The sequence below is a fragment of the Kitasatospora sp. NPDC002965 genome (assembly GCF_040611255.1).
GTDB lineage: Bacteria > Actinomycetota > Actinomycetes > Streptomycetales > Streptomycetaceae > Kitasatospora.
In genome coordinates, this window is the sequence record NZ_JBEXNT010000064.1 from 14,292 (window position 1) to 38,114 (window position 23,823).

Annotated in this window: 17 protein-coding genes and 1 pseudogene; 11 read left to right on the forward strand and 7 right to left on the reverse strand. The window is 75.4% G+C overall.

The genetic code is table 11. From position 1 onward, the window contains the following. Window positions 1-322: 322 nt before the first annotated feature. Window positions 323-1,417 (forward strand): DUF5677 domain-containing protein, encoded by a 1,095-nt coding sequence (locus tag ABZY91_RS23630; RefSeq protein WP_355405073.1) that lies wholly within the window; start codon window positions 323-325, stop codon window positions 1,415-1,417. Window positions 1,418-1,488: 71 nt separating this feature from the next. Here ABZY91_RS23630 and ABZY91_RS23635 read toward each other — a convergent pair whose 3' ends face one another. Both ABZY91_RS23635 and ABZY91_RS23640 read right to left on the reverse strand, forming a co-directional pair. Further along, window positions 1,489-3,606 carry an ABC transporter ATP-binding protein gene (locus tag ABZY91_RS23635; RefSeq protein ID WP_355405075.1) on the reverse strand — a complete coding sequence of 706 codons (2,118 nt, stop codon included), beginning with the start codon at window positions 3,604-3,606 and terminating at the stop codon, window positions 1,489-1,491. A 312-nt stretch (window positions 3,607-3,918) separates the two neighbouring features. After that, complete coding sequence (locus ABZY91_RS23640) at window positions 3,919-5,586, reverse strand: FAD-dependent monooxygenase (RefSeq protein WP_355405077.1); 1,668 nt, start codon at window positions 5,584-5,586, stop codon at window positions 3,919-3,921. 267 nt (window positions 5,587-5,853) lie between these two features. Between ABZY91_RS23640 and ABZY91_RS23645 the strand changes: the two genes are divergently transcribed. The 10 genes and pseudogenes from ABZY91_RS23645 (at window position 5,854) to ABZY91_RS23690 (ending at window position 19,936) form a co-directional block, all read left to right on the forward strand. Continuing rightward, the gene (locus ABZY91_RS23645; RefSeq protein WP_355405079.1) at window positions 5,854-11,376 is read left to right on the forward strand and encodes a tetratricopeptide repeat protein; all 5,523 of its coding nucleotides are present in this window, start codon (window positions 5,854-5,856) and stop codon (window positions 11,374-11,376) included. Beyond that, window positions 11,373-13,016, forward strand: coding sequence for a CATRA conflict system CASPASE/TPR repeat-associated protein (locus ABZY91_RS23650; protein ID WP_355405080.1), 1,644 nt, complete (start codon window positions 11,373-11,375; stop codon window positions 13,014-13,016). Before ABZY91_RS23645 ends, ABZY91_RS23650 begins: the two co-directional genes overlap by 4 nt. Beyond that, on the forward strand, window positions 13,013-13,348 hold the full coding sequence (locus tag ABZY91_RS23655) for a hypothetical protein (RefSeq protein WP_355405082.1): 336 nt from the start codon (window positions 13,013-13,015) through the stop codon (window positions 13,346-13,348). The genes ABZY91_RS23650 and ABZY91_RS23655 overlap by 4 nt, the downstream gene beginning before the upstream one ends. Before the next feature lie 226 nt (window positions 13,349-13,574). Beyond that, window positions 13,575-13,766 (forward strand): DUF1508 domain-containing protein, encoded by a 192-nt coding sequence (locus ABZY91_RS23660; RefSeq protein WP_329880092.1) that lies wholly within the window; start codon window positions 13,575-13,577, stop codon window positions 13,764-13,766. Between the two features lie 123 nt (window positions 13,767-13,889). After that, window positions 13,890-15,023 (forward strand): annotated as a pseudogene (locus ABZY91_RS23665) (glycosyltransferase family 1 protein); the annotation flags it as partial. Between the two features lie 305 nt (window positions 15,024-15,328). Further along, window positions 15,329-16,525 (forward strand): glycosyltransferase, encoded by a 1,197-nt coding sequence (locus ABZY91_RS23670; protein WP_355405084.1) that lies wholly within the window; start codon window positions 15,329-15,331, stop codon window positions 16,523-16,525. 147 nt (window positions 16,526-16,672) lie between these two features. Continuing rightward, window positions 16,673-17,677, forward strand: a complete 1,005-nt coding sequence (locus ABZY91_RS23675) for an SGNH/GDSL hydrolase family protein (RefSeq protein WP_355405086.1) — start codon at window positions 16,673-16,675, stop codon at window positions 17,675-17,677. Window positions 17,678-17,768: 91 nt separating this feature from the next. Continuing rightward, a complete protein-coding gene (locus tag ABZY91_RS23680) occupies window positions 17,769-18,116 on the forward strand; it encodes a hypothetical protein (protein WP_355405088.1) in 348 nt (115 codons plus the stop codon). Window positions 18,117-18,250: 134 nt separating this feature from the next. Then, the gene (locus ABZY91_RS23685) at window positions 18,251-19,372 is read left to right on the forward strand and encodes an NUDIX hydrolase (protein WP_355405090.1); all 1,122 of its coding nucleotides are present in this window, start codon (window positions 18,251-18,253) and stop codon (window positions 19,370-19,372) included. A gap of 156 nt (window positions 19,373-19,528) precedes the next feature. Continuing rightward, window positions 19,529-19,936: a DUF6188 family protein gene (locus ABZY91_RS23690; RefSeq protein ID WP_355405092.1), complete on the forward strand. Its 408-nt coding sequence runs from the start codon at window positions 19,529-19,531 to the stop codon at window positions 19,934-19,936. Window positions 19,937-20,055: 119 nt separating this feature from the next. On the opposite strand, the gene ABZY91_RS23695 is transcribed toward ABZY91_RS23690, so the two are convergent. The 5 genes from ABZY91_RS23695 to ABZY91_RS23715 form a co-directional block, all read right to left on the reverse strand. Continuing rightward, window positions 20,056-20,463, reverse strand: a complete 408-nt coding sequence (locus ABZY91_RS23695) for a VOC family protein (protein ID WP_329880099.1) — start codon at window positions 20,461-20,463, stop codon at window positions 20,056-20,058. A gap of 153 nt (window positions 20,464-20,616) precedes the next feature. Continuing rightward, complete coding sequence (locus ABZY91_RS23700) at window positions 20,617-20,991, reverse strand: hypothetical protein (protein WP_329880100.1); 375 nt, start codon at window positions 20,989-20,991, stop codon at window positions 20,617-20,619. A 142-nt stretch (window positions 20,992-21,133) separates the two neighbouring features. Continuing rightward, window positions 21,134-21,541: a roadblock/LC7 domain-containing protein gene (locus tag ABZY91_RS23705; protein WP_355405094.1), complete on the reverse strand. Its 408-nt coding sequence runs from the start codon at window positions 21,539-21,541 to the stop codon at window positions 21,134-21,136. An 82-nt stretch (window positions 21,542-21,623) separates the two neighbouring features. Beyond that, window positions 21,624-22,868, reverse strand: coding sequence for a hypothetical protein (locus ABZY91_RS23710; protein ID WP_355405096.1), 1,245 nt, complete (start codon window positions 22,866-22,868; stop codon window positions 21,624-21,626). Beyond that, window positions 22,865-23,248, reverse strand: a complete 384-nt coding sequence (locus ABZY91_RS23715; RefSeq protein WP_355405097.1) for a hypothetical protein — start codon at window positions 23,246-23,248, stop codon at window positions 22,865-22,867. Before ABZY91_RS23715 ends, ABZY91_RS23710 begins: the two co-directional genes overlap by 4 nt. Window positions 23,249-23,823 lie beyond the last annotated feature (575 nt).

Sequence of the window (23,823 nt, forward strand, 5' to 3'; positions counted from 1 at the left end):
ATCGGCAAGCGGGGCGGCAACCCGGACGGCGAGCGGGGCGGCGAGCGGGGCGGTGCCCGCGGGCCGGGCGCCCGTCGGCGGACCCGGCCCGGCCTCCACCCGGATGCGTCACCACGCCGCACCACGCCGCACCACGCCGGAAAGGACGCCCGGGAACGGTTCACCCGGCAGCGTCATCTGCGAAAGGATGCCGTCGTGCACAACGCGTCGAGCCGGTCGGAGAGCCCCGAACCGGATCAGATTCCTCTACGGCATCGGGACCACGGTCGCTGAAGCGCCGTCGATCCCGCCATGCCCGATCACCCGAGAGAGCTACGCTCACGTGACTGCTCCTGGAAACACCCGCACCGCCGGCACCTCGTCGGCCGGCCCCGCCCCGGCGGACCCCGCCGAGGAGGACGAGGCCGTCTCCTTCGCCCGCCGCTTCCTCGCCCGCGGTCCGGAGAGGCTGCTCGCCGAGGACCGCACGGATCGCCGGCTCCGCCGGACCGTCCGGCGGCACTGGGGACCGGCGTTGGACGCCTACCGTCTCGTCCTCGCGGCGGTCCTCGACCTGCAGGGCGACCTCCACGCGAAGTGCTCCGCCGAGGCGGCCGCCCGGCAGGACGCCGGGTTCGAGGCGCTCTCCCGGTTGCAGGCGCGGGCCGTCCAACTGGCCAGGGACGTGCACGACGACCTCGACGGCGGATTCGTCGACACGGCCTTCGCCCGCTGGCGGGGCCTGCACGAAGTGTCCGTGATCGCGCAGGTCCTGGCCGAGTTCGGCCGGGTCCCCGCCTACACCGACCTGTCCGAACGCTTCCTCCTGCACGACATCGTCCACAACGCCGGCGACGCGCGGCTCTACCAGGAGCACTACGAGAAGCTCGGCTGGGAGTCGCTCTCCACCGACACCATCGCCAGGATCGAGGCGACCCGCGACGAGCTCGTGCACCAGTTCGGCGAGCACTACGCCTTTCCCTACGGCTGGGCGATCGGGCTGCCGGGGATGGAGGCGGGCGTCAACCAGAACGCCCTGTACCGGCTGGCCGAGATCCACCCCCTGCACCCCCTCCACCGCTGGTCCGGGCACTTCGTCCAGTCCGACGCCAGGAGCGCCGCGTTCACCGTGGTCGACCTGGCCGAGGGCGTGCGGCCGGTGGCCAGGACCACGACGTCCGGACTGGACGGGCCGGCCTGCTGGGCCATGGACTCCCTGTTCCGGTGCACCGCGGTATTCGCCCTCTACGCGCCGCCGGCACCTTCGCCGGACCTGCTCTGCGTGGGCAACACCGGTCGGCTGGACGGGATCGAGATCCTCATCGACCACGCGGCGCAGCTGTTCGCCGCCGCCGACGTCGCCGAGCGCCGTGCCACGGCACGGAACCTCGCCAAGCAGCGGACGAGACCGCACGAGCCGGCCGACGCGTTCGGCTAGGGCGCGGCCGGGGCTCTGCTCCGGACCGCGTCGGGGGCCGGCCGGGGTGACCGGCCGGCCCTCGTCGCGGGTCAGGGGGCGGCGGAGCGCTGGGCCGGGACGGACCGGTCCCGCTGGAGGTCGAGGAGTTCACGGAACAGCCCGCCGGGCCGGGCGGCGAGTTCGTCCCAGGTCCCCGTCTGGACGACGAGGCCCTGATCCATGACGACGACGCGGTCGGCGAGGCGGGCGTTGGCGATGTTGTGGGTCACCAGCAGGATGATCCGACCGGGCGCGAAGCCGCGCAGGGCGTGCAGGATGCGGTGTTCGGCGCGCGGGTCGAGGTCGGAGGTCGGCTCGTCGAGGATCAGCAGACCGGGGTTGAGGGTGGTGCGGTAGAAGGCACGCGCCACGGCCGCACGCTGCCAGCCCCCACCGGACAGTTCGGCGCCGCCCATCCAGCCCTGGGCGAGCAGGGTGTGCCAACCGGACCGCAGCCGGGCGACGGTCTCGTCGAAGCCGGTGTGCCCGGCGGCCCGCCGGACCTCCGCCAGGGTGGTGTCGCCGACCGGCCGGGGTCGGCCGGCCCGGTCGACCGGGTCGGCCCGGTCGGCCCGGTCCGGGTCCTCGGTGCGCTCGGCGTCACCGACGTGTCCGAGGTGGATGTTCTCGGTGGCGTTCAGCGGCCAGCGGGCGAACTCCTGAGGGACGCGCGCCACCCGGCGCCACAGGCCGTCGGCGTCGAGCTCCTCGATCGGCACGCCGTCCCAGGTGATCCGGCCGCCCTGCGGGAGGTAGAGACCGGAGATCAGCTTGAGGAGCGTGGACTTGCCGCTGCCGTTCTGGCCGATCACCGCGACGATCTCGTCGCGACGCAGCGTCAGGCTGACGCCCCGCAGTGCCGGATCCTGCTGCTCGCCGGGGTAGGCGTAGCTGAGGTCGGTGACGGCGACCGTGGCCGGCGCACCGGGGACGACGGTGCCCCGCCGGATGCGGTGGCCACCGGCCTCGTCGAGGAAACGGAAGTAGTCGTCCAGGTAGAGGCCCATCCGGTAGAGGCGGGCACCGTTGCCGACCACGCCCTGGATGCCGCTGCCGGCGGTGCGCAGCGCGAAGGTGGCGGAGCCGGCGGCGGCCAGCCCGATCCGGTCGGAGGCGACCAGGTAGAGCAGGGTGCCCCAGACCAGCGCGGCGCCCGCGCCGGTGCCGAACGCCGCGTACAGGGAGACCCGGGTGGCCCGGCGGACGGCCCGGTCGGTGGCCACGGCGATCCGGTCCTCGGTCTGCCGGTACTTGTCGAGCATGAACGGGGTGACCTGGTCCGACCTGACCTGGTCGGCACGGCCCTTGTCGATGAGGAACCAGCGGTAGACCCGCAGCGCCGCCCGCTCCTCGTTGGTGCCGACGGAGGCGAGGTAGTGGATGCGGGCGGTCCGCACGGCGGCGACGCCGGTCGGCACCGAACCGAGCAACAGGAACGGGACCAGCCACGGGTGGAGGGTGGCGAGGACGCCGGCCGCGGCGAGCAGGCTCACGGCGGAGGCGATCACGTCCTGGGCGTTGGAGAGCAGGTCGGGCGTGGTGGCGGCGCCCCGGTCGGCGGCCTCCCAGCTCTCCGCGTAGGCGGGTTCGTCGTAGGCGGCGAGCTCGGCGGCGCAGCCGGCCTCGATCAGTGCGAGGTCGGCCTCGCGGTTGATCCGGGGCGACACCCGCCCGGAGAGGCTGGTGACGGCGATGGCGAGGACGGCGCGCAGCGCGACGGAGGCGGTGAGGACGGTGAGGGAGGGGGCGGCGTCGCGGAGGTGGTCGGTGACGGGCCCGGGGACGAGCAACGCGTCGAGGGTGCCGGTGGTGAAGTAGAGGGCGAGGGCGCCGAACACGCCGGACAGGGCCTGGCAGACGAGCAGCAGCACGGTGGCGGAGCGGTCCGCCCGCCACGCGAGGGAGAGCGCCCTGCGGACCAGGTGCGGCAGACGCCGCACCATGGCGAGGGTGGAGATCGACGCGCCGGCCTTGAGCCGGTTGTCGCCGTAGAAGCGGGCGCGGAACTCCTCGGAGTGCTCCGGCCCCCCGCCGTCCTGCCGGTCGGTCAGGCCGTCCTCGGTCAGGCCGTCCTCGGTCAGGTCACCGTCGGTCGGACCGTCCTCGGTCGGACCGTCCTCGGGCCGGTCGCGGTCGGGCCGGTCATGTTGCGCGTGGGACTGCGTCACGTTGCTCCCTGGGTCGTCTGCCGGTGCGGCACGGGCGACCCCCTTCCCGCCGCCGGTGGGCGCGCGGGAGCGGCAGCCAAGCCGGGCGGCTCGGCTGCGGACGGGTGGGGTCTCGCCGGTGCGGTCCCCGATCCTGGCAGCGGTCCACCGGGCTCCTCGGCGTGTCCCGACGGCACTCACTCGATCCGGCGAAGTCCGTGTCGGCATCGGCGAGTTGGTGGCGATCAAGCCCTGCGCCCCACCGGTGCCGCGGCCACGCACCGGTGCCGCGGCCACGGGAGACGGACGCCCGCGGCACCGGGCTCCCGCGCGTCAGGCGGTGCTTCCCGTCGCGCCCGGGGCCGCGAAGGCGCGACGGAGTTCGGCGGCGGGGCCGCCCGGATCACCGGCGGGCAGGCGCGCGGCCAGGTAGCCGTCCGGGCGGATCAGGAAGGCAGCTCCCGCGCCCGTCCCCGCGTCCGCGCCGTCGCGTGCGCCGTCGCTCGGGGCGTAGGCCGCCCGGAACGCCCCGGCGGCGTCCCGGACGTACGGGAGCCGCAGACCGTCCGGCCGGGAGTCCGCCCCGGCGGCCAGGACCACGTGGACGTCGAGGAGGCCGTGGGCCGCCGAACGCGCGGCGGCCGCGGTCCCGTGGAGTCGTTCCGCCGGCGCTCCCGCGTCGGCGTACAGCAGCAGGGCGTGCCGGGGGCTGCGCAGCAGGTCGAACAGGCGCTGCGGGAAGGCGGTCAGCGGCCGCTCCAGCCCGCCGCAGTCCGGCGCCCGGTCACCGGCGAGGGGGCCGTGGCCGCCGCCGGGCGGGGTCAGCGGTCCGCCGCGGTAACCGACCAGCAGTTGGGCCTCCCGGAGCAGCAGGGTGGTCAGGTCGTCCGGGTCGGCGTCGAAGCCCGCCCGGGCGTGGCGCACCGTGCGTCCGACGACCTCCTCGCCCACCGCGTGGCGTTCCGCGTGGTAGCTGTCGAGCAGTCCGTCGGCGGCGATCCCCCGGACCGCGAGGGCGAGCTTCCAGGCCAGGTTGTACGCGTCCTGGACCCCGGTGTTCATGCCCTGGGCACCGGTGGGCGGGTGGATGTGGGCCGCGTCGCCGGCGAGGAGGAGCCGGCCCTCCCGGTAGCGGTCGGCCAGCCGGTGGCTGATCCGGAAGACCGACGACCAGCGCAGCGCGGTGGCCGTGGTGGGCTGCGGCGACAACCGGTCGAGCACGGCCTGGATGTGCCGCAACTCCGGTGCACGGCCGCGTTCGAGACCGTGAGCGACCTCCCCGGACGGCGCGGAGGCCAGCTCGGGCGGGACGAGCATCGACATCCGGTACCGCCGTCGGCCCGGCAGCGGTATGCAGACCAGCAGGTCGTCGGCGACCCCGTCGGCGTCCAGGTGGGTGGCGCGCACGCCGTAGCCGTCGGGGAGGTCCCAGTCGACCTCGACGTCGCCCAGCATGTACTGCTCGGGGAAGGCGTCGCCCTCGAAGGCGATCCCGGCCGCACGGCGCACCCGGCTGTGCGCGCCGTCGCAGCCGACGACGTACCGCGCGGCCGCCTCCCGCGGCCCGTCCGGCGTGGCGAGCGAGACGCGGACGTGGTCGTCGCGCTGCTCCAGGTCCAGCAGTTCGGTGCCGCGCTCGACGGTCGTCCCGTAGCCGGCGAGGTGGTCGGTGAGCAGCCGCTCCGTGGTGTACTGCGGGAGCGCGGCGAAGCGGTACGGCACGTCGGCGGGCAGGTCGAGGTCGATCCGCGGGCCGGGCTCGCCGTTCACGAACATCAACTGGCCCCGCATCGGCACGGCTTCGTCGAGGACCTCGCGGACCAGCCCCATGGCGTCCCAGACCTCCAGGGTGCGGGGCTGGATGCCGACCGCCTTGGCGTACGGCTGCGGGGCGGGCAGACGGTCGACGATCCGGCACTCGACGCCCCGGCGGCGGAGCTCCGCGGCGGCCGTCAGTCCGACCGGCCCAGCCCCCACGACCAGTACCTCGGTGTCACCCATGACCACTCCTCGGTGCCGGGAGCACACGCGTCCGTGGTTCCAGGCTGCCCCGCCCGCACGCGGACGCGCCACTCGGCCCGGCGCCGCGGCCGTCCGGCCCCCGCCGGCGGCCCACCGGCCCGGACCGGCCCCGGGCACCCCCGGCGGGCCCGGCCGGTCCGGGACCCGCGGAGAGGTTTCCGTCGTGTCACGAAACCACCACAGCCGGACCCGGCGTGCGCCGCTCCTGCCAGAATCGTGACCGCGGACCGGCTACCAGGGGGAAGCATGGACCACACGCAGTCGGACCCGGCGACGGACGACGACACGGCAGCCGGGCCCCCCGAACCCGGCCCACCGACCGCGGGGCGGCACACCACCAGTACGCACTTCGTCGGCATCGGTGTGGCCGCGTACCGGGAGGGACTGCCGGACCTGCCCTCGCCGGTCCGGGACGTGACCCGCCTCGCCGCCGCGCTCCGCAAGGTGTGGCAGGGGCCCGCGGCCCGTACCGGCCACACCTTCTCGACCACCCTGCGCACCGACCCGACCTCCCGGGACATCGCCGAGCTGCTCGCCGGCGCGGCGCTGCCGCCGCACAAGATCCCGGGCCCGGCCCGGTCGTCCTACCTGTTCGTCCTGTGGAGCGGCCACGGTGACCTGGCCGGTGACCGGCTGCTGCTGGCGACGGCCGACACCGCCGTCACCGCCTCCGGGTGGGACCCGGCGGTCGAGGCCAGGAGTCTGGTCGCGTGGGCGGCCGCCGCCGGCGCCCGGCAGCTCCTGCTGGTGGTCAACTGCTGCTTCGCCGGGGCCGTCACCGGGCTGGAGGAGGTCGCCGACCGGATCGCCAACGCGGTCGACGAGGCCGAGGGCGCCCGGGACTTCCTCTGGATCGGGCTGCTCGCCGGCGCCGACACCGGACAGCGTGCCGCGGACGCCCTGATGACCCACCACCTGCGACGGGTCCTGGAGAAGGGTCCGGCCGAAGCGCGCCGCGGCCGGGCCCCCTGGCTCGCCGGCCAGCCCATGGTGTCCGCACAGGACGTCGTCGACGAGCTGATGGACGGCTGGTCGCAGGACGTGGGGCCGTACTCCGCCCAACGACCGGTGTTCCGCCCCAACCTGCAACGGCCCGACATGCGCCACCGCGACCGGACCGAGTGGATCGAGATGTTCCCCAACCCCCTGTACCGGCCCGGCACCGGCCCTCAGGTGGTCCAGCACCTGCTGGAGGCGGCGCGCGGCTCCGGCGTCCTCCCCGCGCAGACGCTGTTCAGCGGACGGCGGACGGAGGTGGAGCTGGTGGTCGGCCGGGTCCGGTCGGGAGTGCCCGGGCTGCATGTCGTCACCGGCCCCGCCGGCACGGGGAAGTCGGCGATCGTCGGACGCGTCGTCAGTCTGTCCGACCCCGCGGAACGGGACCGGGTGCTCGCCGGGGGCCAGGACCTCGGCCATGCCGACCCCGGAGCCGGCTCGGTGCACGCCAACGTGCACGCCCGTGGGCGTTCGGCCGACGACCTCGCCGCCGAGCTGGACGACCAGCTGATCGGCGCCGGGATCATCGACGCCGCCGACGACGGGGAGCCCCGCACCTGCACGGCCCTGGTCGCCGCGGTCCAGGCCGCCCGCACCACGAGGAGGCCGCGCGACGACGGAAACGGCGGAGGCGACGACGGGAACGACGGGAGCGGTGCCGGTTGCCCGGTGATCGTCTTCGACGGCCTCGACGAGGCCCGGACGAGGCGGACCCGGACCGCCAACGACACCTGGCGCCGCGACGCGTTCGACATCGCCGATCGGCTCGTCCTCCCGCTCGCCGAGACCGCCACCGTCGTCGTGTCGACCCGCGACCTGCCCCGGGACGACGGGCCCGGCGAGGATCTGCTGCGCCTCCTCTGCGGCGCGCGCCCGCCCGCCCTGGACCTGGCGGCCGAGGAGTATCTCGCCGGGGCGGAGGAGGCCGTCCGGGGCTACGTCCGGCGCCGGCTCACCGGACTGCCCGGACACCCGGCCGGACCGGGCGGCGCGGCAGGACCGGACGGCCCGCTGTCGGCCGCCGACGCCGACCGGGTCGCCGACCACGTCCTCGCCTCCGTACCGGCCGACCGTACGGGCGTGTTCCTGCTCGCCCGTGTCATCACCGACCAGCTGGCCGCGCGACTCACCGGTCCCGTTCCCTCCGGCCGCGCGCCGGGCGCCGCGACCGACGCGACCGACGCGGACAGCGCCGGTGACCGCACGGCGGCCCGGCCGGACTGGCTGGACCGGCTCAGCGGCAGCCTGGAGGAGGCCGTCCGACGCGACCTCGCCGACGTCGCCGCCCCCACCCGAGACGCCCTCGCCGCCGACCCGCCCGCCCACGCCCGGCTCCTGCTCACCGCACTCACCTGGGCCCTGGGCGCCGGCTTCCCCGAGGCCGAGTGGCTGAGCGTGGCGAGCGCGATGGCCCGCCGGCGCGAGCTGCTGGCCCCCGACGACCGCTACCGGACCGAGGACGCCGACTGGCTCCTCGGCGCCCTCGGCCGCCACGTCACCCAGGACGTCCTGGACGATCCTGCGGGAGGGGTCGGCCCCGCCGTCTACCGCATCGCCCACCAGAGCGTCGTCGACCTGCTGCACCCGCCGTTCAGCCCGACCCGGGCGGCCCCCTTCGACACCGCCGCGCAGGAGGTGTTCGACGCGCTGTTCGCCGAGGCCCGCGACCGGATGGCGGACGGTCGGTCGCTGATCGAGGCCCGCTACCTCTGGCTGCGGCTCAGCGACCACGCGGCCCGGGCCGGCGAGGACGGCGTGGCCGGGATCGCCGCGCTCGGTGAGATCACCGAGAACCTGATCAGCCTGGCCGTCACCGCCGGCACGGTGGCGGAGCAACTGCTCGACCACGGCTTCGGGGACCGCGCCGCGGCGATGTACGACCTCGCGATCGGCAGCTGGCGGGCCGTCGCGGCGTCGGACCCGTACCCGGGAGTCCGCGGAGCGCTCGCCGAGACACTGGAGAACGCCGCGTCCGGTGTCCTCATCGGCGGCGGCGCCCCCACCGCCTACCTCGCGCTCATCCAGGAGGCCCGCGAGCACTTCGAGTTCGTCGTGGCCGAGCTCGGTCTGTCGGCCGCGGGGAGCGACCTCGCCCGGGTCCTCGCCAAGGAGGCGGACCTGTGGACGACCATCGACCCCCCGCAGGGCCGAGAGCCGGCCGAGAAGGCGCTCCGGCTCACCCTGCACCGGTCCGCGGCCGACCTGCGGCTGATCGCCCTCGCCGCCAAGATCGCGGTGGAACAGTCCTGCGGCACACCGGAGAACGCCCTGAGTGCGCTGCGGGAGGTCCTGGAGCTGACCAGGCTCGGAGGCCCGCCGTCGGACGGCCCGGCGACCGTGCCCCCGGCACCCTCGGGGGCACCGACCGGCTCCCCCGAGCCCCACGGGGCCGGCGAACTCCTGGACGACGACGTGGAGGCCCCCGACCCACAGACCACCATCGTGCTGAACCAGGCCGCGACCGTCCTGTACCGGCTCGGCCGGTTCGCCGAGGCGGAGACGGCACTGACCCGGGCCGTCGCGGGCTGGCGGGCCATGGCCCGCACGACGCCGGAACGCGTCCGGTGGCCGATGGGTGACACCCTCGGCGTCCTGGCCGCCGTCCGGTGTGCGCGCGGTGACGCCCGGCGGGCCGTCGAGGCCGGGCGGGAGGCGGTCGAGCTGCTCGACGTGCCCCACCGCGACGAGGGGGCGAACGTCCTCCTGCTGGCCAAGGCCGAGGCCAACCTCGCCGAGGCCTACGCCCACGACGGCTCCGCCCGCGAGGCGATCACCGTGGCCACCAGCGCCGTCGGACGGCTGCGCCCGCTCGCCCCGGACCAGCCGGGCGCGGCGGTGATCCTGACGGTCGCGCTGTTCAATCTCGCCGGCGGGTACGCCATCCACTCCGGGTCCTCCACCGCGGCGTCGACGAGCACCGAGGGGCTCCACCTCGTCCCCCTGGCACTCGCCGACGAGGCCATGGACCTGCTGGACACCCTGGTCGGAGCGGATCCGGTGCGCTTCACCTCGGACTGGCTGACCGGGGCCGGCAGTTACCTGGCGGTCTGTCTGACCCTGGGGAGGCCGGAGGACGCCCTGCCCCGTCTGGAGCTCGTCCTGGAGACCGCCCGGCGCCGGTACACCGGCGAGGGCGACCCGGACCCGGCCGTCTTCGTCAAGGCCCTGCGCCACGTCGGCGAGGTGCTGGAGGACAGCCGTCCGCGCGGCGACGGAGCCGAGGACACCGCCCGGCGGCACACGATGCTGGTCCGGGCCGTCTCCTGCACGGAGGAGGCCGTCGAGGTGCTGCGGAGCTGGGCCGAGCGGGAACCCGACGCCGTCGCCGACCTCTGCGAGGCCCGGTTGGACCTGGCCCGTCTGCTCCGCCTGCTGGCGGCCGAGTGGCAGGAGACCCGGCCCGGCGACGCCGAACGGGCCGAGAGCCTGGAGACCGAGACGCTGGAACGTCTCCGTACCGCCCGGGCAGCCGAGCCCGACCGGTACGCCGACCAGCTCGCCACGGCCCTCGACTCCCGCGCCCGCCGGGTCCCGCAGGAGGAGGCCGTCGACCTGCGCGGCCAGGCGTTCGAGCTGCTGCTCGGGCTGGTCCGGGCCGACTCCTTCGACGACACCACCCAGCGCACCCACGCCGTGGCGGGCCGGCTCGCCGCCGACCTCGACGCGCTCGGCCGAGGTGCCGAGGCGGCGGTCGTCTGGGAACGCCTGGCCGCACAGCCGTCGCCGTTCGCCTTCACGGCCCGGTTCCGTCAGGAGGGCTGGGACACCGCCGCCTGCGTCGCCTACCTCGTGGAAACCTTCGCCGCACCCGGGCTCACCGACCAGCTCGCCCTGGAACTCCTCCTGGCGGCCCAGCAGTTGCGAGTCGACGACCCGGAGGAGTTCGACCGGCACTGGCTCGAACTCTCCGGCGAACCGCCGCCGCCCGGCATCACCGAACCCGTCGACCTCGACCAGGCCTCCCTCCTCGAAGTCTGGCTGCTCCAGCCCACCCTGGAGGCTCAGCACGACGTCCTCACCCGACATCCCGAGCTGCTGGGCCCGGAACTCGACGAGGTCGTCGCCGACCTGCCGGACGTCATGGCCCGCCCCCTCGCACCCGGCGTCGCCCCGCTGCCGATCCCGGTACTGCGCGGGCTCCGGTGGCTGGCCCGCACCTACGGCGTGGCCGAGAGCGCGGCGGGCGCCGTCCGGGCGCGGATCGAGCGGTTCCTGACCGCGCCGCCCGCCGAGCAGTTCGCGATCATGGAGGAGGACGGCCCGTTCCTCGTCGGAGTCGCCGACACCCTGCTCCCCGAGGAGCCGAACTTCTGGCTCGCGGAGCCGGGCCTCGTCATCGCCTGGTGCCTGGTCGCACTGGAGCGTACGGAACACCCCGGCCCCGACCCGGGGTGGCGGCGACGCGCAGCCGCGGAACTCGCCGATCCCGGCGGCCTGATCGATCTCAGCCGCGAGTCGCTGCTCGGCGCCGTGGACGGCCGGCCGGCCTTCGCGCTCGCCATGATCGCCCACCACACGGCGGACGACGAGTTCTACGGCGGCGTCGCCCTGCTCTTCGCCGCCATGGGAGGGATCCTGGCCGGCGTGTGGGCGCCCGACACCTGGGCAGCCGCCTTCACCGACGCCTTCCGCACGCTCCCCCCGGAAGCCGCCGCCGTCATCCGGTCCGACCTGCGCGCGCTGGCCGCGTCGGACCCACGGTTCGCCGCACTGGCCGAGGCCGACGGCGAGGCGGACAGCGGGGCCGCCGCCGGCGTCGAGGGGGACCGATGACGAATGCGGGCACCACGCCGAACGGTCACCCCGGCACCGCACCGCCACCGTCCGGCCCGCCCGGCACCCCCTCCGCCGCCCTGGACCAGCAGTGCCTGATCGGGTACGTCTTCACCCCCGCCGACGCCCCGGGGCTGGCCCGGATGGCCGAGCTGTGGGCCGACGCCGTCCGGCACTGGCCCCTGACCGCCGGACCGACCGGCACACCGGCCGTCCGACCGGGCGTCCCACCGGCCGTCCCACCCGCCGACCCCCCGGCCGCCGACGGCGTACTGTGCCTCGCCCCGGCCCGGCCCGGCACACCGGGCCTGCATCAGATGCTGCTCCGCCGCTACCGCGACCGGCTCTGCCTGGCCGTCACCCTCTCCCCGCCCCAGGGTGACTGGACGGCGCTGTACGAGCAGTGGCGCCGGGCCGTCCCGGGCGACCACCCCGCCGAACTCGGGCAGGCCGTCGTCCTCACCGCCGTCACCCCCCTCGCCGGCCCGCCGACCGCGCCCTCACCGGCCACCGCCCCTTCGCCGACCGCACCGGCCGCCGCAGGCGCCCTCCAGGACGCCGTCCTCGCCGCCCTGCCCGGCACCCCGCCGACGGCGCCGACGGCCCTCGCCGTCACCCCCGGCCCGCTGCCGGTGTTCGAACCCCCGCCCGGCGGTACCGTCTCCGCGCCCCGCGTGCTCGCCGTCCTCTGCGCCCCGGGCCAGGAGGCCGAACTCGACGGCTGGACCTGGAGCGACGGCACGGCCGCACTCACCCCGCTCGCCCGGTACCTCCTGCACGCGGCCGGTCTCCGCCGCCTCACCACCGCGCTCGACACCCGGCAGACCCGGGCCGACGCCGTCGCCGCCGACCTCGAACGCGCCATCGCCGCCCTGCACGCCCTGCTCGCCGGGCCGTCCACCGACGACCTCGTCCCGCACGGCCGCCACCTGCTCGTCCGCACCCGGACCGAGCTGCTCAGCCTGGTCACACTGCGGACCAGGCTCGCCCAGGACGCCCGCGACGCCGAGATCGTCGCCCACAACCTCCGGGTCGCCCTCGGCGCCCGGCACACACCGGGGCAGGACGCCACCGACTACGGCTTCGGGGCCGACCTCGCGACCGCCGCCCGCCTCGCCCACCGCGCCCAGGACGGCGCCGCCTGGCTCGCCTCCGTGGAGGAGCGCACCCAACTGATCGTCGCCGCCGCCGAGACCGCCGTGGCCGAACAGCTCCGGCTGCGGTCCGAGCGGGAGTCCCGCCGGTTCGAGCAGGTCACCCGTCGGAACACCGCGATCGTCGGCTCCCTCCTCATGCTCCTCGCCGCCGTCCAGTCGCTCCAGTACGCCGTCCCGCTGCCGGGCCGCCTCAAGCCCGCCGTCATCGCCCTGCTGGCCGCCCTCGCCCTCCAGCTCTCCCTCACCACCCCACCGGGAGTCCCGCGGCGGACCCGCTACTCCGTCGTGGCACTCGCCGTCACGGCCGGCACCCTCGCCTGGTGCGCCGAGGGCCTCGGCGGCGCCCTCCTGCACGCCGCCGTCAGCCCGGGCCGCAGCCTCACCGTCGCCCTCGGCGCCGCGCTCTGCGCCACGGCCGCCGAACTCCTGCGCCGACGCGGCCGGTCGTCACGGCCGCCCCGTTCCTCTACTCTCGGCCCATGACGGCCAACCCTCCCACCCCGCTCGCCACCCGCATCGGACCAGAACTGGCCGAGGAAGCCGAGGAGTTGCTCGACCTCGTACGCCTCTGGCAGCTCCGCGCCTGGGCCGAGGTCGACGGCCTCCTCGCGGAGGTCGAGGCGGCCGTCGCCGCCGGCGACCGCGTGACCGTCGGCCGCCTCCTCAACGCCCTGCGCACCAAGGCTCCGGAGATGGCCGTCCAGGAGGTCAACGACCTCCGCCCGATCTCCGCCGACAGCGCCGAACGCATCGACCGCATCCTCGTCAACGACACCACCCCGGACAACCCCGCTCCCCCGCCCCCGGCCGCCTGACCCCGGCCGCTCCCGCCGGCCCCGCGTTCACGAGGCCGCCGCGACCGTCGCCGGCCGGTACGAGGCACTCCGCCGCCACCGTGCCGCCGGATCGGCGCGCCGGTCGGCAGGGGCCGCCCGTGACCCGTTCGGCGGAAACCCGAATGCATCATCTGGCAAGCAGCAGAAGGCTTTTGAGCCTACGGTGCGGTTCGAGGGGGCTTCCAGACGAGAGGTGAGCACTGCCATGGCAGGAAAGTTCGAGCTGTACACGGACGAGAGCGGCATGCACCGGTTCCGGCTCAAGGCGAGCAACGGCACCGTCGTGGTGACGGGCGACCCGCAGGAGAACCGGGACGACTGCATCAAGAGCATCGAGTCCCTCCGGAAGCTCGCTCCCTACGCGGAGCTGAAGGAGGCGGCCGCCCGGCCGGCCTGAGCGCCCCGGTAGGCCCCTCGGCGGGCGGGGACGCGGGTCGGCGGGACAAATCGCCGACCCGCGTTCGTTTGTACGACAGATCCCTTTGGCCACGTGCACGCCGGACCCGGACAGAACTCAGGCATGCGTGTCGTCATCGTCACCGAATCCTTTCCCCCCGAGGTCAACGGCGTCGCCCACAGCGTGCTGCGGACCGCCGAGCACCTGCTCCGCCGGGGCCACCAGCCGCTCGTCGTCACTCCGGCGCCCGCACGCGGCGCGCAGAGCCCGTCACACACCTTCGGTGCCGGTCCGGCCCTGGCCGACCTCCCCGTGGTGCGGGTCCCGTCCGTCCCCCTTCCCGGCTACCCCCAGGTCCGGATCGCACTGCCCAGCCGCCGGCTGGCCGCCGCGATCCGGGGTCACCGGCCGGACCTGGTGCACCTGGCCAGCCCGTTCGTGCTCGGCGCGCGCGGCGCACAGGTCGCCACCCGGCTCGGCCTGCCGGTCGTCGCCGTCTACCAGACCGACCTGGCCGGGTACGCGCACGCCTACCGGGCCGGGCGCGGACTCGGCGAGGCCGCCGCCTGGCACCGGATCCGCTCCGTCCACGGCCTCGCCTCCCGGACGCTCGCGCCGTCCACCCCCGCCGCGCAGGACCTCACCGCGCACGGCGTCGCCCGGGTCCAGCTCTGGCCGCGCGGCGTCGACTCGGCCCGCTTCCACCCGCGCCACCGCGACGAGGCCCTGCACCGGGCGCTCGCCCCCGGCGGCGAGGTCCTGGTCGGGTACGTCGGGCGGCTCGCGCCGGAGAAGCGGGTCGACCTGCTGGCCCGGACCTCGGCCCTGCCGGGGGTACGGGTCGTGATCATCGGCGACGGACCGTCCGCGCCGGGGCTGAAGGCCGCCATGCCCGGTGCGGTGTTCCTCGGCCGGCGCACCGGGGAGGAGCTGGCCCGCTGCTTCGCCACGCTGGACGTGTTCGTGCACACCGGGCCGCTGGAGACCTTCTGCCAGACCATCCAGGAAGCGATGGCCAGCGGGGTCCCGGTGGTCGGACCGGCCGCCGGTGGACCGCTGGACCTCGTCGCGCACCACCGCACCGGCCTGCTCGTCCCGCCCCGGGACGGCGCGGCGGTCGCCCGGGCGGTGACCACCCTCGCCGAGGACGCCGAGCTACGGGCCGCGTACGGCCGGGCGGGGCGGGCCGAGGTGACCGCCCGCACCTGGGAGGCGGTCGGGGACATGCTGCTGCGGCACTACGCGGAGGTGCTGGCGGAGCACCACGGGGCGACGGCGGCGACGGCATCCACGCCGGAGCCGGTAGCCGTGTCGGTGCCCGCAGCCGTGCCCGTACCGGTAGCCGTGCCCGCAGCTGTGCCCGTGCCCGTGCCCGCAGCCGTGCCGGTGCCGGTGCCGGTGCCGGGGAGCGTGCAGGCCGGTGCACCCCGGGCGGACACCACCGGCCGGAACGGCCTGCACGCCGTCCAGAAGACCGCCGACGCCGCCGGGAGCGCCGCGGGAACCCGCGCGCACGCCACCCGGGACGCGGCCGGCACTCCGGTCACGGAGGGGCTGACGGCATGACCGCCGGACCGCTGCGCATCGTCCGGGTGGCGAACTTCGTCACCCCCGTCTCCGGCGGGCTGCGGACCGCACTGCGCCACCTCGGCGCGGGCTACCGGGCCGCCGGGCACGCACCGGTCCTGGTCGTCCCCGGCGAGCGGCGAGCCACGGAGGAGGGCGAACAGGGACTGGTCGTCACCCTCCCCGGGCGGGTCCTGCCCGGCAGCGGCGGCTACCGCCTGCTCACCGACCGGCGCGCGGTCGCCACCGAACTGGAACGGCTCGCACCCGACCGGCTGGAGGTCTCCGACCGGACCACCCTGCGCTGGACGGGCTCCTGGGCACGACGGCACGGCGTCCGATCGGCGATGGTCTCGCACGAGAGTGCCGCCGGACTGCTGCGCACCTGGGGCCTGCCCGGCCCGGTCGCCGGCGCGGCGGCCGACCGGCTCAACGGCCGCACCGCCGGGTCGTACGACACGGTGATCTGCACGACGGACTGGGCCGCCGCCGAGTTCCGCCGCCTCGGCGTCCGGAACGTGGCCCGCGCGCCGCTCGGCGTGGACCTCGCCGCCCTGTGCCCGCCGGGCGCCGACGAACGGGCCGAGGAACGGGCCCGGTTCGCGACACCTGGCGAGGTCCTGCTGGTGCTCTGCTCGCGGCTCTCCCCCGAGAAGCGTCCCGAGCACGCGCTCGACGCCCTCGCCGAGCTGCGCGCGCGTGGCCTGCCCGCCGTCCTCGCGGTGGCCGGCACCGGACCGCTCAGGTCGCGGCTGGCCGCCCGGGCCGCCCGTGACCGGCTGCCCGTGCACTTCCTCGGGCACCTCGCCGGGCGCGACGCGGTCGCCCGCCTGCTCGGCTGTGCGGACGTGGTCATAGCCCCCGGGCCGGTGGAGACCTTCGGGCTGGCGGCGATGGAGGCGCTGGCCTGCGGCACGCCGGTGGTCGTCAACCGCTGCTCCGCCCTGCCGGAGCTGGTCGGCCCGGCCGGGGTGGCCGCCGAACCCACGGGCGCCGGGTACGCCGACGGAGTGCATGACCTCCTCGCGCGCCCCGAAGCGGCCCGGCGCGCCGCCGCCCGCGCCCAGGCCGAGCGGTACGGCTGGCCCGCCGCCGTGGCCGCCTTCCTGGCCGCTCACGGTGCATCCGGCACACCGGGCGCACCACATGCATCCGGCGCATCCGGCGCACCGGGGACCCACGACGCGGGATAGCGGAAGCCCGCGGGCCGCACGCAGGAAGGTGCAGGACCGGCGCGGAGCAGGAGGGCGGCCCCCGTCCTCCCGCTCCGGCGAACGCGCATGCGCATGCGCTGGACGGAACGGCCGGGCCGGAGGGCCCGGGAAGGTGTGGGAGGTGCGATGAACACGATCGCGGCGGTGGACGAGGGAGACGGCACCGTTCCGGGTGCCGCTCACGGGGCGACACGGGCGAGTGCACGACGGACCGGCGAACCGGTCCGGTTCGTGGCACTCGGGGATTCACTCACCGAAGGGATCGGCGACCCGATCGCCGACGGATGGCGCGGCTGGGCGGCGCTGCTCGCCCGGTCACTGGCCCCGCCGCACACGGGTGTCGAGTTCACCAACCTCGCACGGAGCGGCGCACTCACCACCGACCTGACGGCCGAGCAGCTGCCGACGGCCCTGGCCCTGCGTCCGCAGCTGGCGGCCGTGGTCGCCGGCGGCAACGACACCCTGCGGTCCGGCTTCGACGTCGCACGGACCGCGCGGGCGCTCGACGCCGTCCTCGGCCGGCTCACGGACGGTGGCGCGCAGGTGCTCACCGCCTGCCTGCCCGACCCGGGCACGCTGCTGCGGCTGCCGCCTCCGCTCGCCCGGCCGCTGGCCCGGCGGATGCGGGCGGTGAACGCGGTGGTGCACGCCCTCTCCGTCCGCCACGGGAGCGTCCACCTGCACATCGCCGACCTGCCCTGGAGCGCCGAGCGGCAGTTGCTCAGCGTCGACCGGCTGCACCCCAGTGCCGAGGGCCACCACCTGATCGCCCGGGGCTTCCACGGCCTGCTCGCGGACGCCGGGCGCCCGCTCGGTCCGGCCCCCGTCCCGGAGCCGGTCGAACCGCCGCCGGGCACGCTGGCCGACCTCTGGTGGATGGCCACCCGGGGCACCCGCTGGGTCGTGGACCGCAGCACGGACCTGCTCCCGGGCCTGCTGGCGCTGGCCGCCGTCGAGGGCTGCGCCCGCCTCCGGGGCACCACCTGCCGTCAGGACGAGCTGATGGCCCGCGCCACGACCGCCGCCCTCACCGCCCTCCCGCCCCTCACCTCCCTCCCGCCCCTCACCTCCCTCGGGCGGGCGGCCAGCTCCGAGCAGGACGGCGGGGGCCGTCTCCCGTCCGGTAATTGATCTTGTGCTGCGGTCGGGGCCGGGCCACCATGTGGTGCACCAGGACGCGGCCGACCGAGGTCACGCCCGCCTCCGCGAATGGGGTGACCCGTTGTCAGGTGTGGATTCCACCGGTCCCGGGAAGCTTCGCTGGTCCGGCCGACTCGGCCGGCAGCCCGCCTCGCTCCGCGAGGTCGACGGCCGGCACCTGCTGCAGATCGGCGACAGGTCCACCCTGCTCGACGCCCGCACCGGCGTCCGGCACCGGAGCAGCCTGCTGAGCAGGCGCATCATCGTGCACCACCCGGACCGGGCCCCCTTCGTCCACCGCTACCGGCTCCCGTGGATGCTGCAGCTGGCCCCGCTCTGGGAGACCGCGTACGACCGCTGGTCCGCCGCGGCCGACGACCCGGGCCTGACCCTGATCGAGCTGCTGGGCGGGGCGGACGACTGGGACTAGCCGAGCAACCCGGATCGGCCGGGGCTTCCCGGCCGGTCGTCGACGGACCGGCTCCGGCCGCTCCTCCGGATCCGGGGAACCGTCGGGGGCGGTCGGGGTGTCGGGGTAGGCAGGACGGCAGAGGGAGCGGAACGTTGACGGAGCGTACGGGGCATTCGGGGCGCGAGTTGTTGGCGGCGGCCGGGGTGTTGTTCCCCGACCGGCGGGGGCGGGTGCTGGTGGTCCGGCTGCCGTACGACCGGGAGCACCCGGTGGCCGTACCCGGCGGGGGCTGGGAGCCGCAGGACCGTTCGCCGCGCCACACGGCAGCCCGGGAGATCGCGGAGGAGCTGGGGTTCACGCCCCGCCTCGGGCCCCTGGCCTGCCTCGACTGGACGCTCGACCACTCCCGTCCGCCGATCGCCGCCCACCTCTACTGGGCCGACCCGCTGACGCCGGAACAGGCGGCGGCGATCAGGCCGGACCGGGCCGAGGTCGGCGGCTGGGCGTGGCTGACCCCCGAGGAGGCGGGCCACGCGCTGCCACCCCGGCTCTCCCGGCGGGTGACGGCGTGCCTGCGGGCGCCGCGCTCGGCCGGGCCGCTGGAGCTGGAGGACAGCCTTCCGGCCGGGCACACCCTCGACCACCTGGCGGCGGGACCGCCGCCCGCGTACACGGGACTGGCAGGACTGCGGCTGGAGGGAGCGGAATCGCCGGGCGTCGCGGCGAGGGCCCCCGGGCCCGTCGCGCCCCCGCTGGACCGGGAGGCCTACATCGCCACCCGGCCACGGATCCGGGCCAAGGCGCGGACGGTGTTCACGGACCGGGCGGGCCGGGTCCTGCTGGTGCGGCTGCGGCCGTGGGACGGCCCGAACGGCGAGGTGCCGTACTGGGTGCTGCCGGGCGGCGGCGTCGAGGCGGACCGGGAACTGCCGCGCGCCGCGGCCCGCCGGGAGGTCCGCGAGGAGCTGGGGTGGGCGTGCGAGCCGGGCCGGCTGCTGGCCGTGGACTGGCTCCCCGGCCGGGACGCGGACCCGGCGAGCAGCCGGGACACCGCCGTGCTGGTGTACGTCTTCGACGGTGGCACGGTGACCGAGGAGCGGCTGGCCTCGATCGCCCTGGCCGAGGACGAGCTGGTCGAGTGGCGGCTCTGCGATCCGGCCGAGGCGCGGGCGCTGCTGTCGGCCTCGTCGTGGGCCAGGACCTCGGCCGCGCTGGCCGCCCGCGGGCGGCCGGGCGGACCGGCCGAGCTGGTCGGCGGTCGACCGGCGCACTGAGCGCCGGGGCACGCGGAAGCGGTCGGACGGCCGGCGCACCGGGGTGACGGGCCGGGTGGCGGCCCGGCCGACGGGACGGCGGGCCGGTCGACCGACGGGACGAGCGGCGAGACCGGTGGCGAGACAGGTGGCGGGCCGCCGGTCCACACTGGTCGCATGCAGAACGGGATCGGAGCACGGCAGACGATCGAGGACGCCCTGGCCGGCCGCCGGGTGGCGTCGGTCAGCGGCGGCGGACGGCTCGACCTCACCCTCGACGGTCCGGTGACCGTCCGGGTGGCGCACGAGTTCCGCTTCTCCGCGCCGTCGGAGGTGGAGCACTTCTACCCGGAACTCACCGTCCACCCCACCGGCGCGCTGCTCGGCCTGGTGGGCCGGACCGTCGACGGGGCCCGCGTGACCATGGCCGGAGGGCTGGAACTGGTCTTCGACGGGGTCGGCACGCTGTCCGTCCCGCCGCACGCCCTGCTCGCGCCCTGGCACGTGTTCACGCCCGAGGGCGCGGTCTGCACCGGTCTGCCCGGCGGCGAGGTCGCGTGGTCGGAGGACGGCAGGACCGGCTGAGCCCGCCCGGGCAGGCCCGAGCACGCCCGGCACCGGCTGTCCCGAGGCAGCCCGACCGGGCGGCCTTCCCGGAGTGGCCCCCGGCCCGGAACGGCCGTCCGGGGTGAACGGTCGACCCGTCAGTCCTGGGCGACGGCCGGGTCCATCCAGATCACCTCCCAGAGGTGCCCGTCGAGGTCGGCGAAGGTGCGCCCGTACATGAACCCACCCTGTTCGGTGGCCTCGCGCGGCTCCACGGCTCCCGCGGCGACCGCCTTGTCCACCAGCGCGTCGACCTCGGCGCGGCTGTCGACACCGAGCGCCAGGATCGTCTGGGCGGTCGCGGAGGTGTCCGGGATCTCCTTCTCGGAGAAGGACTTGAAGAACGGCTCGGTCAGCAGCATCGCGAAGATGGAGTCGCTGATGACCAGACAACCGGCCTTCTCGTCGGTGAACTTCGGGTTGAAGGCGTAGTCCATCGACGTGAAGAACTCGATGGACCTGGCGAGGTCCTTCACGGGGAGGTTGACGAAGATCTTGGTCGACATTGCACGGGCCTTTCTCGTCACGACGTCCGTCTCGACGGCCGTTCTGCTGAACGAACCTCAGCCTTGCAGACGGCACCGACACCCGGCCCGGACCCCGCGCCGCGCGTCGCGGGGTCCGTCGCCCGTACAGAGGCCTGAGCGGTCGGAGGCCGGTCAGACCTCCAGGTCCGCCTCGATCTTCGTCAGCTGGTGGCGGGCCATCGCCAGGTTGGCCCGGCCCTTGTCCAGGGCCAGGTAGAGGAAGAGCCCGTTGCCGCTGCGGCCGGTGAGCGGGCGGATCAGGTGGTACTGGCTGCTGAGCGTGATGAGGATGTCCTCGATCCCGTCCTTCAGGCCCAGCATGTCCATGGTGCGCATCTTCGCCCGGACCACGTCCGTGTTCCCTGCGGCCGCGACGTTGAGGTCGATGCCACCGGCTCCGTCGAGGGTGGCCAGGGCCATCCCGCTGTTGTAGTCGACGAGGGCGGCGCCGATGGCGCCTTCGATCACGGTGAGGGCCTGCTTGAGCGCGCCTGCGGCGTCCGTCATGTCGGTTCTCCGGTTCGGTGGTGGGGTTTCAGGTCGGACAGGTCAAGAGGGTGGAGCAGGTCGAGAAGGTGGAGCGGTCAAGAGGGTGGAGCGGTCGAGAGGGTGGTCGGGTCGTCGGGTGTCGGGTGCTGCGCGCAGCCGGTCAGAAGGCCGCTTCCCTGGACTCCCGCACCTCCTTGGGCGCGAGGGTGTCGTCGAGGAGCGCGGCGATGCGCTGGGCGGAACGGCGGGCCTCCAGGTGCAACCGGCCCACGTTCGCGTCCGGGTGGGCGAGGAGCGTGAGGACGCAGCTTCCGCCGGCCGCGTACGTGGCGACGTAGCCGTGCTCGCCCCGGACGAGTGACTCCCGGAAGTCGCCCTGGCCGGTGCTGTCGGCGAGCCGCTGGGCCAGGCCGAGCGAGGCGGCGGTCATCGCCGCCAGACTCGACGGCTCGGTCCCGTGGGTGTCGTGCGCGACGAGCAGGCCGTCGACACCGGCCACCAGACCGCCCGCGAGGTGTGGTACCCGATGCCTGAGGGCGCGGAGTTCGGCGAGCAGTTCGGTCTCCAAGGCGATCAGTTGTCTCCTTCCGACACGCTGCTTGAGCGCCCGCCTCATGGCCGTGAGGGCGGGGTCGCGGGCGGAGAGTGGTTCAAAGTCGGGCCTCCAGAAGGGTTCTGACCCGGATCAGCAACGCGATGTCCGGATCGGGGGCGGTCAGCGGGTGGGCTGCCGGGGTCGAAGGTCGGGCGGAGGCGGCGGAGGCGGCAGCGACGGACGCCGCGTAGGCGGCCGGGGCAAGCGCGGCGAGCGCCGCACCGGGTACCCGCCGGTGCAGACCGCCGGACGCGGACGGTTCCCCCGGGGCGTCCCCGCTCCCCGGCCCGGCCCCGCTCCCGACCCCGGGGTCGGAGCCGGCAGCGACACCGGCACCGGAGCCGGGCTCGGACTCGACCCCGGGCCCGAGCAGCAGTCCTGCGGCGGCCAGCCGGCGGACGTCCACCGTGGTGGCGAACGCCGAGCGGCCGAGCAGCCGCGCCAGCTCCGCCGGGGTTCTTCGGCCGTCCGCGTGGTCGAGCAGGTCGCGCTGGTAGCGGCTCGGCGGGCGAATCCGGCGCGCGTGGCGGCCGGGGACGGCGGGGAGCCGTGCGGCCGGACGGACCGGCGCGGTGTCGAGCTGGGGCCACGGCCAGATGCGGTCCAGCAGGATCCGCCGGCGTTCGGCCTCCCGGCGGAGCCGGGGGACGCCCACGGCCGCCACGGGGCCGAGCCAGTGCCGCACACCCGGTGCGAAGGTCCGGAAGGCGAGGGCGGCCGGGGCGTCCAGGAGGAAGCAGGCCGCGTCGTAGAGGGCGCCGAGGTGACAGAGCTCCAACTCGCCGCGGGTGAGCCGGCCCTGTTCGACCAGGGCCTCGCCGACCCCGGCATACGGGCCGGACCGGCGGACCTCCTCCTGCCAGGCGGCGGGGGTGAGCCGGCCGCAGACGGTGAGCAGGGTGGCGAGGTCGGGTGTCCGGTCGGACTCGGCGTGGGCGACCAGGCCGTCGACGAGGTAGACGGTGCCCGCGGGCCCGCGCAGGGCACCGGTGGCGTGCTCCGCGGCCAGCCGTTCGACAACCGCGCCGGGCGTCCAGCCGGGGTGCACGGGAAGGGGTGCGGCGCCGGGAGCGGACACCGGTGCGGAGCCGGGACCGGGCACCGCGGCAGGGCCGGGACCGGGCGCCGGAGCGGGGCCGGAGGAGGGAGCGGGGCCTGGGCCGGAGGAGGCGGTACGGGCCGCCGGGACGGAGCCGAGCGCGACGGCCTCGGCCGGAACCGTCGGCCGCCCGGCGGGTGGCCGAAAGCCGACGACCGTCCCGCCCGCCGTCTTCAGGTCACTCGTCCGGAAGTTCGTCATCCGAGCACCAGTTCCTCGGCGAGCGACTGGAGACGGTAGCGGGCGCCGGCGAGATTGCCCTCGCTGCGGTCCAGCCAGAGGTGCAGGACCAACCGGCTGTCGAAGACGGTGTCGATGAAGCACAGCAGGTGGTAACTGCGGCCGGCGGTCACGATAATGTCCTGGAGCGGCGCCTTCGGGTCCTCCGAGCCGGTGAAGGTCGGGCTCTCAACAGCCGCTCGTACCAGGTCGGTTGCCTCCGCAGCCGACGTATCATGGTCGCCGGTGGGGCTGACGCCGACGCTGCCCAGTGCGAGGCCGCTGCTCCAGTCGACGAGACTGGCGGCGCGGGCTCCTGCGATCGCCATCGCCTCGGTCAGGCATTCGTCGATACCCGGCACTCGGGCTCCTTCGGAGGGTTCGGGGAGGCTTCGGGGAGGGGTCCGGGACGGCCCCGCCGAGGTGGCTTCGCAGGCCGGAGGGTGTCGGGGAGGGTTCCGGGCAGCCGGGCGCACGCACCTCCGGGCCGCGCGGCACCGGCCGGACCGCCACGACCAGTGGCGGGTTCGACACGGAAGGCTACTGCCGGAATCTGTACGACGAACATTCCAATGGCATATTCACACCATTAGGGCCGACTTTCGGCCAACCTTTGACGGACCGTCAGCCCGCAGGTCACCGCAAAGTCGCAGACCGGGAGAGTGCGCTCCCGAAGGGCCGCCGATCCACCTGGAGCGCGACCTTGGCGGGTTGTCACCGCCGCCGACGGGTTTCGGCCGGGTCGTGCGATAGGACCGATCCGCACAACGACGAAGCGGCCGCCCCCTCGGAGAGGGGACGACCGCTTCGGATGGAGCGCCAGGCCCGGGTTGAACGGACTCTCCCTACTGAAAGTAGGACGTGCTCCGGTAGCACCACTGACGCCTGCTCGGGAGGCCGCTCTTCGCTTCGCGAAGATCGTTTCCTCTCGACGGGT